The sequence below is a fragment of the Arthrobacter sp. QXT-31 genome, assembly GCF_001969265.1.
Classification (GTDB): domain Bacteria; phylum Actinomycetota; class Actinomycetes; order Actinomycetales; family Micrococcaceae; genus Arthrobacter.
Window position 1 is genome coordinate 1777427 of the sequence record NZ_CP019304.1, and the last position, 14872, is coordinate 1792298.

The window sequence follows — 14872 nt, forward strand, 5'->3', positions numbered from 1 at the left end:
ACCATCAGGCATGCTTCCGCTGCAGAACCTCTTGGCCTTTGCCCTGGTCTCCGCACTGCTGATCTCCGTCCCGGGTCCCAGTGTCCTGTTCGTCATCGGACGCTCGCTGGCCCTGGGGCGGCGGGGCGGGCTGCTGAGTGTCCTGGGCAATGCGGGCGGGGAGCTCGTGCAGATCGCAGGAGTGGCACTTGGACTCGGCGTCATAATGGCGGAGTCAGTACTGCTGTTCACGGTGGTGAAGTTCGCCGGCGCGGCCTACCTCATTTACCTGGGAATCCAGGCAGTTCGGCACCGTCGCGGCAGCCCGGCAGGGCCTGACCCGTCCCGGTCCGCGACCACCCGGCGGATTCTGGGTGAAGGCTTCATTGTCGGGGCCACGAATCCGAAGTCCGTGGTGTTCTTCGTGGCGGTCCTCCCCCAGTTCGTCGACCATGGCGCAGGAGCCATCCCCGTCCAACTCGCCCTGCTGGGCGCCACCTTCCTGGCCATCGCGCTGGTCTCGGACAGCATCTGGGCCCTCGCCGCCGGAACGGCCCGGCAATGGTTTGCCCGTTCACCCCGCCGGGTGGCTGCTGTCACCACCACGGGCGGGGTGATGATGATCGGTCTCGGCGGCACCCTCGCCCTGACGGGGTCGAAGAGCTGACGGGTGGGGCGTCACCGCGCCGACCAGCCCCCGTCCATCGTGTAGCTGGCCCCGGTGACCATTCCGGCGGCGTCCGAGGACAGCCACCCAACCAGCGAGGCCACCTCCTCGGGCTCCACCAGCCGTTTCACCGCGGACTCGGTAAGCATCACCTTCGCCAGCACCTCCGACTCCGGAATCCCGTGGACACGCGCCTGGTCAGCGATCTGCTTCTCCACCAGCGGGGTGCGCACATAGCCGGGATTGATGCAGTTGGACGTGACGCCGTGTTCGCCGCCTTCAAGTGCCGTCACCTTGCTCAGCCCCTCAAGGCCGTGCTTCGCCGAGACGTAGGCGCTCTTGAACGGGGATGCCCGGAGGCCGTGGACCGATGACAGGTTGATAATGCGCCCGAAGCCGTTGGCGTACATGTGCGGCAGCGCGGCACGGATCAGTAGGAAGGGCGCCTCGAGCATGAGCGCCAGGATCCGCCGGAACGCCACGGGATCGAAGTCCTCGATGGGGCTGATGCGCTGGATCCCGGCGTTGTTCACCAGGATGTCGCAGTCCAGGCTCAGCGCGGCCAGCGCCTCGACGTCCAGGAGGTCAACAGCCCAGGACGTGCCGCCCACCTCATCGGCAAGGCGTGCCGCGCCGGCATCGTCGACGTCGGCCACCACTACTTTGGCTCCCCTGGCCGCCAGTTCCCGCACGCATGCCGCGCCGATGCCGCTGGCACCGCCGGTGACCAGGGCCTTGCGGCCGTTCAGGTTCTTTTCTATGTCCGGACCTTGTGCGTCCACAGTCTGCTCCTCCAAGTGTCCACGTTGACACGTGCCGCACGCCGTCTGCTTCCAACGCGTGCAGCACTTCCGATTCACCCGAGTATTCCTGCAGAAGGAACGCGGTTCAATGACTAATCAGGCACTGGATTCGTGCAAAATTGCAGACATGGATGCCAACCCGGACGACCTGCTGGTGCTGCTCGCCGTCTCCCGCTCCGCAAAATTCACCACCGCCGCCCAGGTCCTGGGCCTGAACCACACCACCGTTTCCCGCCGGATCGCCGCACTGGAAAAGGCCCTGGGCGGCCGTGTCCTCGCCCGCGCCTCCGGGGGCTGGGAGCTGACCGAACTCGGCGCCCAGGCCGTGCTGGTGGCTGAGCAGGTGGAGACTGCGGTGCGCGCGCTGGGACCGTCCGGCCGCCCGCCTGACCCGATTACCGGCGTCGTACGCATGACCGCGACCGACGGCTTCAGTGCGTACATCGCCGCTCCGGCGGTGGCAAGGCTGCGGAGGGATCATCCGGGGCTCAGCGTGGAGATCGTCACCGTCACGCGGCGCGCGCTCCAGCAACGCTCGGGGCTGGACATCGAGGTGGTGGTGGGTGAGCCGCAGGTGCACCGCGCCGAAGCGTTCCGCCTGGGCGAATACGAGCTCGGGATGTACGCCTCACGTTCCTACGTCGAGGCCAACGGAATGCCGGAGTCGGTGGAGGCCCTGACCTCCCACCCGCTCGTGTACTTCGTGGACTCCATGCTGCAGGTGGACGACCTCGATGCGCCGCGGCGGCTGGTGCCGGCCATGCGCGACGGTGTCAGCTCCACCAACGTGTTCGTGCACGTCGAGGCCACCCGGGCCGGTGCCGGGGTGGGGTTCCTCCCCTGCTTCATGGCCGACCGGCACGCGGACCTGGTCCGCCTGCTGCCCGAAAAAATCGCCGAACGCCTGCCCTACTGGATGGTCCTGCGGCCCGATTCGATGCGCCGCCCGGCCGTCGCTGCCGTGGTGTCGGCGCTGCGCGATCAGACCAGAGCGCACCGGGCGTGGCTGCTGGGGCAGGGACGCGGCAGCTCAGCCGCTGAATGAAGCCGGCGGCCCGGGCTCCGTGCCGGGCCCGGTATCAGCAGGAGGCCGGGGATCGTGCCGGACCGGGGCTCCGGCGGCGAAGGCCCGTACCTTGGCGTCGTTCCAGATGTGCGCAGGCACGGCGCCGCCGAGGAGCCGCCGCACGAGCCGGGGATCGTCGTCGAACGGCTCGTCGCTGCCGGCCATGATCATGTTGCCGTAGCGGCGCCCCTTCAGCATGGCCGGATCCGCGATGATGATGGTGTGTTCGAACGCGGCCGCGATGGTGGCCGCATCCTCCCGCGCATTCTTCAGGTCCGGGCCGTCCCCCGAATTCACCACGTACATCCCGCCGGGGGCGAGCACCCTCCGGACATGCCCGTTGAACTCGGCCGTGGTCAGCGGAAAAGGCGTCACGGCGCCGGCGAACACATCGCGGATGATGAAGTCGCGGGTGTCCGGGGTCAGGGTTTCCGTCACGGCGCGGGCTTCCCCGACGCGCAGCCGCAGCAGCGGGGCCTTGGGCAGGTCGAACCAGCCCCGGACGTATTCGGCAAGCTTCCCGTCCAGTTCCACCACCACCTGCCGGGCGTCCGGATAGGCGGCATGGAAGTAGCGGGCCAGTGAACAGGCTCCGCCGCCCAGGTGCAGGCCCCGCAGCCTGGGCTTGGTTTCAGGAGCCCAGCGGGATTCGATGAGGGCGGAGATCCAGCGCATGTACTCGAAGTCCAGGAACAGCGGATCGGCAAGGTCGATGTGCGAACTCATCACGCCGTTGATGCGCAGGAGCCAGCCTGTGGAGTTGTCCTGGTCCGCGATGAGCTCGCAGTCGCCGGTGTCGATGTAGTACACGCCCTCAACCGGGCCGTCTGCGCGCGCTCCACCGGGAGCCTCCAGCACAGCGGAGGGCGCCGCGCCCTTCCTGGAACCGGACCTGCTGCCTGACTTGGTGCGCCGTGCCATCAGTTCTCCGCCGCTTCCGTCATGCCTTTAAGCCTAGTTGACCGCAGACTGCCGGACGCCCGGGTGCTAGGCCTCCGGCACGGGCGCACCCTGGCCGTTGCGGATGCGCTGGACCATGGCCGTGGTGGAGCGCTCGGCGACGTAGTCGAGGATGGTGACTGTGCCGCCGTAGGCCTCCACCGCTTCGGTTTCGGCCAGCATCTCCGGCGTGTAGTCCCCGCCCTTGGCGTAGATTTCCGGGCGCAGCTGCTCGATCAGGGGAATCGGCGTCGCGGTATCGAAAACCGTGACGTAGTCCACGCAGCTCAGGGCGGCGATCACGGCGGCCCGGTCTGCCACGCTGTTGATGGGACGGTCCGGCCCCTTGAGCTTTCGTACTGAGTCGTCACTGTTGAGTGCCACCACCAGGATGTCACCCAGCTGTTTGGCCTGGTTCAGGTACCGGGTGTGCCCCCGGTGCAGCACATCGAAGCAGCCGTTGGTCAGCACCACGCGCTGGCCGTCGCTGCGGTGCGCGCGGATGTGGCGTTCCAGTTCATCGGCGGCCAGCGCGGTGTCCGCGAAGCTTTCCAGGTAGCGGCCCAGTTCGTCCGTGCCGCAGACCGATGTCCCCGGAAGGTGGACCACCACGTCCGCGGCAGCCTGCGCCAGGTCCAGGCTGGCCGTCAGCGGCAGCGACGCGGCCCGCGCGAGGGTCAGGGCCGCCACGAACGTATCGCCCGCGCCTGAGGCCTGCTTCTCGGTGGCGGGCCGCGCCCAGGTCCGGTGCGGGTTTCCGGCGGACGGAATCAGGACGGTCCCGTCCCGGTCCAGTGTGACCACGACGGCGCGTGCACCGGTAGCCTGCAGCAGCTCGCTGCTGTGCTGGGTCACCACTGCCGCACGTTCGGGTCCGTTGCCGAGCCGGAGGTCCAGCATCCTGGCCGCCTCCTGCGCGTTGGGGGTGACCAGGTCCGGCGCCAGCGCTGCCCACGGGCGCGGATCGTGGGCGTCCACCACCACCAGGGTGTCCTCCCCGCGCCGGGCCAGGGTTTCAATGAGCCGGTTCCGGACCGGCTCCGCAAGGACGCCCGTTCCGTAGTCACAGATCACCACCGCGTTCTGCTGTCCGACGGCGGCCGGAACGGCCGCCTCGAACGCCGCCAGGGCGTCGGCCGGGACAGTTGCCGCGGAGTCGTCGAAGCGCAGCAGGACCTGGCCGCCGCTGCTGATCCGGATCTTTGTGGTGGTGACCATGTCCGGGTGCTCGGCCAGCAGCGCCGTGTCCACACCGGCCGCGTCCAGTTGGCGCCTGAGCTCCGTGCCGGCGTCGTCCGTTCCGACGATTCCGGCCACGCTGACGCGGGCCCCCAGGGCAGCCAGGTTCATGGCGGTATTGGCCGCACCGCCGGGGGCAAAGTCCCGCCGGGCGATGTCCACCACGGGAGCCGGAGCCTCACGGCACATCCTGTCGATGGTTCCGCTCCACCAGCCGTCGAGCATGAAGTCGCCCACAACCGTGATGGCCGGAGCCTCCTCCGCCAGCCTGCGGGGAAGCCAGGCTGCCAGGCCGCGCTGTTCTGAAAGCACTGGTTCTGGGAGCACTGGCTCTGACAGCACCGGTTCAGAATGCGTTGTGGTGCTGTCGTCCCCGGCGGCTCCCCCGGTGCCGGGTGCCGTGGCGGTCATGATGCTGCCCCGGCTTGCACGGCACCGGCTGAAGAGCCCGCTGCCGGCGGGGGTGGCGCAATGTGCACCACCTTGACCCGGGTGAATTCGTCCAGGAGCTCGGGTCCGTAGCCGAAGCCGTGCCCGCTCTCCCCGCGGGGCTGGGCAGAGCCGCCGGGCGCACCGCCAAATACCTCGTTGACCTTGATGGTCCCCGCCGGCAGTGCAGCGACGGCCTGCTGGGCGTGGGCGATGCTGCCGGTCAGGACGGTGGCAGCCAGTCCGTAGCGGCCGGCGGCGGCGAGGGCGAGCCCCTCCTCGAAGCTGTCCACCACGCGCACCGGGGCCACCGGGCCGAACGTTTCCTCGGCCATGACGTCCATGGTGTCGGTGCATTCCACGAGGACTGTGGCCGGGTAGAAGGCGCCCGGCCCGTCCGGAACGGAACCGCCCTCCACGGCCCGCGCCCCAAGGCCCAGCGCCTCGGCCACGTGCCGCTGGACGGCGTCCCGCATCCGCGTGTCCACCAGCGGCGCGAGCCGGTTTCCGCTGTTCCGCTCCCGGGCCTGCCCCGCGAGGGCCTGGCAGAACTGTTCGGCAATGGACCGGTGGACGTAGATCCGCTCCACCGACGTGCAGATCTGTCCGCTGTTGCTGAAGGCCCCGATCGCCGCCTGCTCCGCTGCCCAGGCCGGATCCACATCCGCATCCACCAGCAGCGGATCGTTGCCCCCGTTCTCCCTGATGACATAGGCGCCTGTCAGCACCGCGGCCCGCGCAATCCGTTCCCCCGTCTCGCTGGATCCGACGTGGGCGAACATATCAACGTCGGGCTGCTGGGTGAGGAGGGTCCCGACGTCGGCGCCTCCGGTCAGCGTGACCAGCACGTTGGGCGGAAACACCGGTGCCAGCGCCTCCCCCAGGCGCTTGCCCACATGGGGGCAGCGCTCACTCGGCTTGTGGATCGCGGTGTTTCCGGTGACCAGGGCAGCGCCGATGAGTCCGCACGCCACTGCCACAGGATCGTTCCATGGCGTCAGCAGGACGGCCATGCCGCGGGGCTCGGCAATGGTGTAGTCGGCTGCCAGCGGGTTTCCGCGAAGGCTGTGTCCCCGGTGCAGGGGGCCAAGTTCTGCGTACTGCTCCAGCGTGGATACGCCTGCCGCTATGCCGGCAAGAGCCTCTTCCACCGGGCGCCCGGTCTCCTGCGCGTTCAGCTCCGCCAGCTCCGCAGAGGCAGCATCGAGGGCCGCAGCCGCGGCGCGCAGCAACTTTCCCCGCTCTGCCGGTGGTGTGGCTGCCCAGCCCGGCTGGGCGGCACGGGCAGCCGCCACGGCTGCCGTCACATCCTCGGGCCCTGCCACGGAAAGGCTGCCGACCATTTCACCGGTTCTGGGATTCAGGATGGTGAGCACGTCTTCCGCATGGGCCAGGTCGTTGGCGATCGTCGATTGCATGTGGCTCCTCACTGTGGATTTGGCCTGTGCCTTTCGGGGTGGTCGTTTCACCCCTCTCTGAGGTGATCCGTACCCGGGCGCCGGCGGGTTTACACGCGCCGGCAGCAGGAGTTTTCAGAGCTGGCAATACACCGCCGATGCACCGTATGGTGGGCCCACTGGACCCGTCCCGACCTGAACTGTCCGGAGCCGAGAGGGCTGACACCATGGAACTTTTCAACGCCGACTTCGGCGGAGCACGCATCACTGGCCAAGGAATCGGCCCGGTCCTGGAGCCCTTCAGCGGCGTATCGCGGATAGCCGTGCTCCGGGGCGGCGGCCTGGGCGACCTGATGTTCGCCCTGCCCGCCGTTGCTGCCCTGAAGGCCGCCTATCCCGGTGCCACCGTCACCCTGCTGGGCACGCCGGTCCATGCGGAGCTGCTGTCGCAGACGGCGGGGCCGGTGGATGAGACGGTGATCCTGCCGTTTTCCGAGGGTGTCCGCCCGGGGCCGGAGGACGACGGCGAGCTCGAACGGTTCTTCGCCGACATGAGCACCAGGAACTTTGACCTGGCCGTCCAGCTGCACGGCGGCGGACGGTACTCAAACCCCTTCCTGCTCCGCCTCGGCGCCCGGCACACCGTGGGCACTAGGACCCCGGACGCGGTTCCGCTGGAACGGACCGTGCCCTATCTGTACTACCAGCACGAGCCGCTCCGTGCCCTCGAGGTGGCAGGATTTGCCGGTGCACCCCCGCTTGGGCTGGAGGCAAGGCTTGAGCCGCTGCCGGAGTTCAGGCAGCAGCTCGCGCAGGACCTGGCCGTGGAGAGCGGCGCATCCGGGAACGGGCGTGTGGTGGTGATCCATCCGGGTGCGACTGATCCGCGTCGCCGCTGGCCTGCCGAACGTTTCGCCGCGGTGGCCCGCAGGGCCGCCGACGACGGCTTCCAGGTTTATGTGGTGGGCGACCGCAGCGAAAAGGAACTGGCGGAAACGGTGGTGGAGCTCGCCGTCGAACACGCCCCTGACGGCCGCCCGGCCGTCGAGCCGAATGCGGGCCGGCCCGCCGTGGAATCACTGGCCGGCAAACTCAGCCTGGGCGAGCTCGCGGCACTGCTGGCGGGCAGCAGCGTGGTGGTGGCGAATGACAGCGGACCGCGCCACCTGGCCCAGGCCCTGGGCACACCGACGGTGGGCGTCTACTGGGTGGGCAATGCCATCAACGCCGCACCGCTGGGCCGCAGCCTGCACCGGATCCATCTCGGCTGGGCCACCCGCTGCGAGGTGTGCGGCGTTGACATGACGCAGGTGGGGTGGACGGCCCCACGGTGTCCCCATGACGAGTCCACCGTGAAGGCCGTCGAACCCTCAGAGGTTTACGAGGATGTCCTGCAACTCACGGCCACGAGCCCTCTTCTTCATGGCAGATAAGCATTTCACGGACTTCGCAGCCCGTGGGCTGCGACAGTGCGAACAGGATCGCCTGGGCCACGTTGCCGGGGTCGTTCAGGCGTGAGTCGTCCTGCGGTTTGTACTGCTCGGCACGGTCATCAAAGAAGCGCGTCTTCATGCCGCCGGGGATCATGGTGGTCACGCCGATTTCGCCGCCCGTCTCGGCCGCCAGCGAGTGGCTGAAGCCCACGACACCGAACTTGGATGCGCAGTAGGCGGTGGCCTCCGGCAGTGCACGCTTGCCCAGCGTGGACGCGATGGTGACCACCCGTCCACGGGACGCCTTCAGGTAGGGAAGGGCTGCCCGAACGACGGACACCGTGCCCATCAGGTTAACGCCGATGACACGTTCCCACTCCTCCGCGGCCACGTCCTCCAGCTTGCCGCAGCGGTCGATGCCGGCCGCGGTGACCACCGCGTCCAGCCCGTCGAGGGTTTCCGCCGCCTGCTTCACTGCCTCGGTCACCGCAATCCGGTCCGAGACGTCCACTTCAAACGCCTTCGCCGCGGAGACGTTCCGGATGTCCCGGTCGAGGACCACCGGGGTTCCGCCGGCTTTCAGTACGGCATCAACGACGGCGGCCCCCAGCCCGGAGGCACCGCCCGTTACCAGGACCCGGCCGGGCCGGAAAGTCGATTCAGTCATGGTTTTCCTTTCGCTTGGGACAAATTTCAAGTTTTCGACGGCGGTTCAGCCGGTCTTCGCCGGCTGAAGCGCCGGTTCAGCTGACCTTCGCCAGGGCGTCCGCGAGGATTGACGTGGACCGTGCCTGGTGGAAGGGCACGGTGACACAGCGGCCGCCCCAGCTTTCGACCAGGCCGGCCTCGGGCAGGTCCGACGCGCGGTAGTCGCCGCCCTTCACCCAGACGTCGGGCCGCAGGGTTTCCAGGCAGGCCTCCGGGGTGTCCTCCCCGAAGACCAGGACGGCATCGACACATTCCAGTGCCAACAGCAGTTCCGCCCGGTCCTGCTGGCTGACGATGGGCCGCTGCTCGCCCTTGATCCGGCGCACCGACTCGTCCGAGTTCAGGCATACGATGAGGCAGTCGCCAAGGTCCCTGGCGGCCGCCAGTGTTCGGGCGTGGCCGGCGTGCAGCAGGTCGAAGCAGCCCCCGGTGGCCACGACGGTTCCGCCGTTGGCGCGCACCCGCCGGGCTAGATCCAGGGCGTCTTCCTCGCGGCTGTGGTGCCAGACCGGCCGGTGACGGTCCGGCAGGGCGGAAACCCCGCCGGCGCCGAGGAAGGCGGCCGCTTCGCTGATCGCGAGTTCCGCGGCGTCGCCCAGGCTGCGGCCCTCCGCCAGGTGGACGGCGAGGCTGGCCGCGAGCCGGTCGCCGGCACCGCAGGGATCGGTGACCTCGGTGCGGGGGGCCGGGATGGTCACGGGCGGGGTATGGCGCTGGGTCAGCAGGCCGCCCTGGTCCCCCATCGTGACGAGAACCGCCTGGCTTTGCCAGTTGTCGAGCAGTGTTTTTCCGACGGCGGCAATCGCCGCAGGCGTGGCGGTCCCGGAATCCGCGGCCTTGGCGGCTTCGGACAGATTGGGCGTCACCACCGCGACGCCCGGCACCGGTACGGCGCCGGACGGGTGCGGATCCCATACGATCGGAATGTCGCCGGCGCGGGCCCCGAGCAGCTCCCGGATCTCCGGGTTCGCAGCAACGCCCCGTCCGTAGTCGGCCACGATGATCACATCGGCCTGGCTCAGGGCCCTGAGCATGCCCGCGGTGGCCGCCGGCACCTCCGGCCGCTCGCACCCTTCGTCCACCCGCACCACCGGCTGGCGGCCCGCCCGGACCCGGGTCTTCACAGGCGTTCTGGTGCCGGAGGGCCCGGAAACCACCCGCACGCCGGCGAGCGCGCCTTCCAGCGCCAGGGAGGCGTCGTCGTCGGAAAGCACCGTCACCAGGGTGACGCCGTGGCCGTCCTGGGCCAGCATCCGGGCCACGAGTCCTGCGCCCCCGGCGCGGCGGCGGACGTCCGAGACGTCCACCACCGGGACCGGCGCGTCGGGGGACAGCCGGGTTGCTTCCCCGGAGAGGTCCACGTCCAGCAAAACGTCGCCCACCACTGTGATCCTCACGCGCGATCACGCTCCGGCCCGGGAACGCCCTGGCCCCTGCGGGCCACCTCGGCTTCGAAGGCGCGGCAGATGGCGTGCAGTGCTATCAGGTGCCCTTCCTGCGCGTTGGCCGAGACGGCATCAATGGCCACCACCTCATCGCAGCAGGAGGCCAGCGGGTTTGGCGCCGGCCCCGTCAGTGCCCATGTGGTGATGTTCAGCCTGGCCGCCACCTCGGCTGCCCGGAGCAGGTTGGGGCTCTGGCCGCTGGTGGACAGCAGCACGAGGATGTCCCCGGACCGTCCGTGCGCACGGACCTGCCGGGCAAACAGCTCCGCATAGCCGTAGTCATTGGCGATGGCCGTGACGGCCGAACTTTCCGCATGCAGGGAGATCGCGGAGAAGGGCATCCGCTCGCCGTCGAACCTGCCCACGAGTTCCGCGGTCAGGTGCTGCGCCTCGGCCGCGGATCCACCGTTCCCGGCGGCCAGCAGCTTCTGCCCGCTGAGCAGGCGCTGGGCCAGCTCCACGCCCCAGGCTGTCAGCGTCTCGGCCTGGTTTTCCAGGGACCGCAGTGCGGGAAGGACGTTCTCCAGGTGCGTCCGCACTGCTTCCCTCGAACCGGCCTCCTCTTTCAAGCCAGCGCCTTTTAAGCCAGCGCCGGCATCCTGCCCGGCCGTGTCCGGGGACGGGGCCCTGTCTTGAGAGGTCAGAGCGTCCGGAGCGGGCAGCTGGTCGGGAGAGGAAAGGCCGGCCGGAGTGCCAACCCGGTGCATGGCAGGAAGCTCAGCCTCCCGCAGGGATTCCGGAGTCACAGTGCCGCTCCTTCCATCGGTTCGAGGGTGCCGGTCGCCGCGGTGCCTGCGATCGCCAGCTGGTAGGCCTTTTCGGTTTCGGCGGCCACTCTGTTCCACGAGTAGCGCGTCTTCGCCCTCCGCTCACCGGCGCGGCCGAGCTTCGCCCGAAGCTCCGGACTGGCCAGCAGGGTGACGAGGGCTTCGGCGATGGCTTCGGGGTCCTTGGGCGGCACATGCAGCCCGGTTCCCTGGTGCACCACGGTGTCCGTCAGGCCGCCCACTGCAGCGGCGACCACCGGAACACCGCAGGCCATGGCCTCCAGCGGAACGATGCCGAAGGGCTCGTACCAGGGCGTGCAGACCACGGCATCAGCGCTTCGGAACATGCTTGGCATGGCCTCTCTGGCCACTTGTCCCCGGAGCTCCACATGGTCCGCCACACCGAGCTCCCGGGCAAGCTCCAGCAGCCTGCGCGCTTCCGGGTCCTGCCCTCCGGCATCCGCTCCGCCGCCCACGATGAGCAGCTCGACGTCGGTGAACCCCGCTTCCAGCAGGTACGGCAGGGCCCGGATCACGAGGTCCACGCCCTTGCGCGGGACCAGCCGCCCCACGGAAAGGATCCGGTGGGAGCGGGAAGGGGTGTCGGCCGGGCCGTCACTGGAGAAGACGTCCAGGTCCACCCCGCAGGGAGCAATGGAAACCCGGCGGGTGTCTATCCCCATCGCCCTCAGCTCGAACACTTCGTCGGAGCAGGTGGCCACGATGCGGTCAGCCGACCTGCCGACGGACGGCTCGAGGAAGCGCCGTTCAGCGGGGCTGGTGTCAGCGGCGCCCTGGTGGCGGCGCTTGACGGTGCCCAGCGCATGGAAAGTCTGTACTACCGGGACCCGGAAACCGCCCGGCTCACGGCGTGCGGCATCGAGCGCCGCCACACCGGACATCCAGAAGTGGCCGTGCACCACGTGCGGCGGCGAGTCGCCCCAGTCCTGGACTACACCGTCCGCCAGTGCACCCATGAAGGGGAGCAGCTCGTCCTTGGGCACATGCTCGGCCGGCCCGGCGTCCACGTGCACCACCTCGAGCCGGGGATGCACCCGCACCCTTTGCGGCAGCTCGGGCGCGTCACGCCTCGTGTAGACCGTGACGCGGTGGCCCCGCCGGGCCAGTGCCGACGACAGGGCGGCAACATGGACATTCTGGCCGCCCGCATCCACTCCGCCGAGCGCTGCCAATGGACTGGCGTGTTCCGAAATCATTGAGATCTTCAATGGATATTCCCTTCTCGCGCCGCGGACAGGGCATCCGGTCCGGACCCCTTTACAGCTGCATCCCCCGACGCCACCCCTTCCGCGCACTCCCCGCCCGGCCTCCCATCATGATGTGGGCGCGCCGGTTCCGGAAGTAAAAGTCCCCCGGGTGCCACATCAGCCAGCACCTCATCCCAGTCGGTCAAGAAACGCTCGAGTCCATACCGCTCCAGCGCGGCCTCCCGCGCAACCTTGCCCCGCCGTCGGGCTTCCTCCGGGTCGTTGACCAGCAGCCGGGCACACCGCCGCAACTCCTCCACGTCAGTGGAGAGGCAGCCCGCCTCCGCCGGCACGGCGCGGCCAGCCTCAGTGGTGTCCAGCGCAAGGACCGGCATGCCGAGGTGCATCGCCTCCAGCAGCGCCAACCCCAGCGAGGTCCAGCGGAGCGGATGCAGGTAAACCCGGCAGCGCGCCAGCTCACGGTGGAGCTCCGCGGTTTTCAGATCGCCCCGCACGGTGAGGCGCGGCGCCGGAATGCCCGTGGCCTCCGCCAGCCCGTCACCGCCCATGCCAAAGACCTGAAGCGGGGCCGCGGTGGCGAAACGCGGCAGCAGATCGGTGCCGGTCACGCGTCCGCGGCGTACCGGTTCATTCACCACGACGCCCAGCTCCGGGACTTCGCCCGTGTAGAGGTACCCGGGGTCCGCGATCCCGTGCTCAATAACCTTCGTTGGCGCGCGGCCGCTGTCCCAGAACAGCTCGTTGAAGTGGGTCACGTGCACGATCGGGATGTCGCTCTGCTCCCCGAGCGGATGGACGGTGAAGGGGACATCACCTTTGGGCGTGTTGTGTTCCACGTAGACGGCGGGAAGGTCGACGCCGGGCCGGCGGCCCAGGATGCGCGTGACCTCCGCGGCCTCATCCGGCCGCTGGAGCACGACGGCGTCGATGCTGCCGGCGTCCAGCTCCGCCAGTGCGACCTGCCGCACCGAAGCGGGCCAGTCCCGCCCCGCCCGGCCCAGCCCCCAGGGCCCTCCCTCAGGCAAGACAGGCAGGAGGTACTCGTGCCGGCCGCGGACAAACGCGTCCGTCCACGATCCGTGCACGTGCCACAACAGAATTCTCATCGTTTCCGGACCTTTCTCCGTGTGCTGAGCGAGGAGACCCCGCTCAGCAGGCGTTCGACCGCGTCCACCACCTGCTCCGGCGAAACAGAGCTGAGGCAGGGATGGCCCGGTACCGGACAGTCGCGTGCACGGCTGAGCCGGCACGGCGCGTTTTGGTCTCCCAGCAGTTCCAGCGGAACGCCATACGGCGCCCACCGCACTGCCGGGACAACCGGGGAAAACAGGCTCACCACAGGGGTTCCGACGGCGGCAGCAAGGTGTGCGGGCCCCGTGTTTCCGCTGACCACCACCTCCGCGCCGGCGAGGACGCCCGACAGCGTGGAAAGGTCTGTCCGCCCACCCAGATCGATGGCGGAGGGTCCGGCGACGGTTGCCGTCAGGGCGGCTTCACCCGGGCCGCCGGTAACCACCACCCTGTGGCCGGCACCCTCCAGCAGTTCCACGGCCGCCGCATGGTGCAGGGGTGGCCAGGCCCGGGCAGGGACCGTTGCGCCGGGGTGGACCACCACGTACGGGCCGTCCCCCACCAGGTGCCGGACGTCCGGGGGTTCCTTGACCATGAGCTTTCCGTCGTCACCGGTCCTGAGCCGGAATCCTGCCGCCTGGGCAATGCCAAGCGCCCGCACGGCTTCCGGCTGCTCCTCCGGAAAGTCCTCGCCCGGCTTGAGCCGCACGTCCAGGAGCGATCCCGGGTAGTCCGTGGAGGCCCCGGTGATGCGCTCAACGCCGGCCAGCCGCAGGAGGAGCGCCAGCGGAAGCGGCGACTGGTGGAAGGAGGTGAGGATGACCGCTTCGGTGATGCGGGAATTCCGGACGAAGCCCACCAGGGAGTCCAGGTGCTCTCCCGTCACCGGCGGAGCCGGGTTGCTGATCCATGGCGCATCCCAGGCAAAGACGTCGGCGACGTTGGGCAGCAGCGAGGCCGCGGACTTGCCCTGTGGCCCGCAAAGCACGACGACGTCGTTGGGACTGCCGCCGTCGGCCCGCCGTCCGTTCGCCACGGCCCGGACTGCCGGGCCGGCCAGGAGTACGTCACCGACGCTGTCCAGCCGGGCCACGAGGACCCTGCTCATGCCGGTCCTCGAAGCACTGATTCATGAAGTACTGGTTTCCGAAACACTGATTCTGGAAACAACAGGGCAACGGCCTGCTCGAGGTCCGCGGCGACTTCGGGGGCGGCCTCGACTTCCTCGGCACGGGTTTGCGGCGTGGGAACCAGGACGCCCCTGGCGCCGGCAGCCGCGGCCGCCTCGACGTCGCTGCCGATGTCGCCGATGAACGCCGCCTCCGACGGGTCAATGCCGAGCCGGCGGCAGGCGCTGTGGATCATGCCCGGTGCCGGCTTCCGGCACACGCATCCGTCATCGGCTCCGTGCGGGCAGACCTCCCAGACGTCGAAGGGCCCCAGCAGGTCCTCCACCCGCGCGTTCACGCTGTCCACCTCCTCGGCGGTCAGCAGCCCGCGGGCAATACCCGACTGGTTGCTCAGTACACCGGTTGCCAGGCCCATGCTGCGCAGCCCGTCGAGGACCCGCCGCGCACCTGGATACGGCTCGACCCGCGCGGGGTCACCGTTGTACGGCACGTCAACCACGAGCGTTCCGTCCCGGTCGAACAGCACAGCCTTGAGCGTAGAAGCGTTACTTGCCATATCCCCTCCGTTCC

General features: G+C 69.3%; 14 protein-coding genes. 3 read left to right on the forward strand and 11 right to left on the reverse strand.

What is annotated here, in order from left to right; genetic code table 11:
- Nucleotides 1–10: 10 nt before the first annotated feature.
- Nucleotides 11–646 (forward strand): LysE family translocator, encoded by a 636-nt coding sequence (locus BWQ92_RS08025; protein ID WP_076799047.1) that lies wholly within the window; start codon nt 11–13, stop codon nt 644–646.
- Nucleotides 647–657: 11 nt separating this feature from the next.
- Here the strand turns inward: BWQ92_RS08025 and BWQ92_RS08030 are convergent, their stop codons facing one another.
- A complete protein-coding gene (locus BWQ92_RS08030; protein ID WP_076803591.1) occupies nt 658–1407 on the reverse strand; it encodes a 3-hydroxybutyrate dehydrogenase in 750 nt (249 codons plus the stop codon).
- Between the two features lie 169 nt (nt 1408–1576).
- On the opposite strand from BWQ92_RS08030, the gene BWQ92_RS08035 reads away from it, so the two are divergent.
- Entirely contained in the window at nt 1577–2494 is a 918-nt protein-coding gene (locus tag BWQ92_RS08035) for a LysR family transcriptional regulator (RefSeq protein ID WP_076803592.1), read from the forward strand.
- Here the strand turns inward: BWQ92_RS08035 and BWQ92_RS08040 are convergent.
- The 3 genes from BWQ92_RS08040 to BWQ92_RS08050 all read right to left on the reverse strand — a co-directional run bounded on the left by BWQ92_RS08040 (nt 2480) and on the right by BWQ92_RS08050 (nt 6540).
- Nucleotides 2480–3436 (reverse strand): spermidine synthase, encoded by a 957-nt coding sequence (locus BWQ92_RS08040; RefSeq protein WP_076799048.1) that lies wholly within the window; start codon nt 3434–3436, stop codon nt 2480–2482. The genes BWQ92_RS08035 and BWQ92_RS08040 overlap by 15 nt on opposite strands.
- A gap of 66 nt (nt 3437–3502) precedes the next feature.
- On the reverse strand, nt 3503–5104 hold the full coding sequence (gene rfaE2 / locus BWQ92_RS08045; RefSeq protein ID WP_083706248.1) for a D-glycero-beta-D-manno-heptose 1-phosphate adenylyltransferase: 1602 nt from the start codon (nt 5102–5104) through the stop codon (nt 3503–3505).
- Nucleotides 5101–6540 (reverse strand): aldehyde dehydrogenase family protein, encoded by a 1440-nt coding sequence (locus BWQ92_RS08050; protein ID WP_076799049.1) that lies wholly within the window; start codon nt 6538–6540, stop codon nt 5101–5103. Before BWQ92_RS08050 ends, rfaE2 (BWQ92_RS08045) begins: the two co-directional genes overlap by 4 nt.
- A gap of 206 nt (nt 6541–6746) precedes the next feature.
- Between BWQ92_RS08050 and BWQ92_RS08055 the strand changes: the two genes are divergently transcribed.
- On the forward strand, nt 6747–7952 hold the full coding sequence (locus BWQ92_RS08055) for a glycosyltransferase family 9 protein (RefSeq protein ID WP_076803594.1): 1206 nt from the start codon (nt 6747–6749) through the stop codon (nt 7950–7952).
- Here BWQ92_RS08055 and BWQ92_RS08060 read toward each other — a convergent pair.
- From BWQ92_RS08060 to BWQ92_RS08090, 7 genes are all read right to left on the reverse strand, one after another.
- Nucleotides 7918–8619 carry an SDR family oxidoreductase gene (locus BWQ92_RS08060; RefSeq protein WP_076799050.1) on the reverse strand — a complete coding sequence of 234 codons (702 nt, stop codon included), beginning with the start codon at nt 8617–8619 and terminating at the stop codon, nt 7918–7920. The two genes, BWQ92_RS08055 and BWQ92_RS08060, sit on opposite strands and share 35 nt — an antisense overlap.
- A gap of 76 nt (nt 8620–8695) precedes the next feature.
- Entirely contained in the window at nt 8696–10057 is a 1362-nt protein-coding gene (rfaE2, locus tag BWQ92_RS08065; RefSeq protein WP_076799051.1) for a D-glycero-beta-D-manno-heptose 1-phosphate adenylyltransferase, read from the reverse strand.
- Nucleotides 10054–10674 carry a D-sedoheptulose-7-phosphate isomerase gene (locus BWQ92_RS08070; RefSeq protein ID WP_236783149.1) on the reverse strand — a complete coding sequence of 207 codons (621 nt, stop codon included), beginning with the start codon at nt 10672–10674 and terminating at the stop codon, nt 10054–10056. Before BWQ92_RS08070 ends, rfaE2 (BWQ92_RS08065) begins: the two co-directional genes overlap by 4 nt.
- A gap of 173 nt (nt 10675–10847) precedes the next feature.
- Nucleotides 10848–12101, reverse strand: coding sequence for a glycosyltransferase (locus tag BWQ92_RS08075; RefSeq protein ID WP_076799052.1), 1254 nt, complete (start codon nt 12099–12101; stop codon nt 10848–10850).
- Nucleotides 12098–13207 carry a glycosyltransferase gene (locus BWQ92_RS08080; RefSeq protein WP_076799053.1) on the reverse strand — a complete coding sequence of 370 codons (1110 nt, stop codon included), beginning with the start codon at nt 13205–13207 and terminating at the stop codon, nt 12098–12100. The genes BWQ92_RS08075 and BWQ92_RS08080 overlap by 4 nt, the downstream gene beginning before the upstream one ends.
- The gene (locus tag BWQ92_RS08085) at nt 13204–14280 is read right to left on the reverse strand and encodes a glycosyltransferase family 9 protein (protein ID WP_076799054.1); all 1077 of its coding nucleotides are present in this window, start codon (nt 14278–14280) and stop codon (nt 13204–13206) included. The genes BWQ92_RS08080 and BWQ92_RS08085 overlap by 4 nt, the downstream gene beginning before the upstream one ends.
- On the reverse strand, nt 14277–14858 hold the full coding sequence (locus tag BWQ92_RS08090) for a D-glycero-alpha-D-manno-heptose-1,7-bisphosphate 7-phosphatase (protein WP_076799055.1): 582 nt from the start codon (nt 14856–14858) through the stop codon (nt 14277–14279). The genes BWQ92_RS08085 and BWQ92_RS08090 overlap by 4 nt, the downstream gene beginning before the upstream one ends.
- Nucleotides 14859–14872 lie beyond the last annotated feature (14 nt).

Bases quoted from the DNA above. Each gene is read 5' to 3' on its own strand.
- BWQ92_RS08025 (WP_076799047.1), top strand. From the start codon at position 11: ATGCTTCCGCTGCAGAACCTCTTGGCCTTTGCCCTGGTCTCCGCACTG.
- BWQ92_RS08085 (WP_076799054.1), bottom strand. From the start codon at position 14,280: ATGAGCAGGGTCCTCGTGGCCCGGCTGGACAGCGTCGGTGACGTACTC.
- BWQ92_RS08080 (WP_076799053.1), bottom strand. From the start codon at position 13,207: ATGAGAATTCTGTTGTGGCACGTGCACGGATCGTGGACGGACGCGTTT.
- BWQ92_RS08035 (WP_076803592.1), top strand. From the start codon at position 1,577: ATGGATGCCAACCCGGACGACCTGCTGGTGCTGCTCGCCGTCTCCCGC.
- BWQ92_RS08055 (WP_076803594.1), top strand. From the start codon at position 6,747: ATGGAACTTTTCAACGCCGACTTCGGCGGAGCACGCATCACTGGCCAA.
- BWQ92_RS08090 (WP_076799055.1), bottom strand. From the start codon at position 14,858: ATGGCAAGTAACGCTTCTACGCTCAAGGCTGTGCTGTTCGACCGGGAC.
- BWQ92_RS08060 (WP_076799050.1), bottom strand. From the start codon at position 8,619: ATGACTGAATCGACTTTCCGGCCCGGCCGGGTCCTGGTAACGGGCGGT.
- BWQ92_RS08040 (WP_076799048.1), bottom strand. From the start codon at position 3,436: ATGGCACGGCGCACCAAGTCAGGCAGCAGGTCCGGTTCCAGGAAGGGC.
- BWQ92_RS08050 (WP_076799049.1), bottom strand. From the start codon at position 6,540: ATGCAATCGACGATCGCCAACGACCTGGCCCATGCGGAAGACGTGCTC.
- rfaE2 (WP_083706248.1), bottom strand. From the start codon at position 5,104: ATGACCGCCACGGCACCCGGCACCGGGGGAGCCGCCGGGGACGACAGC.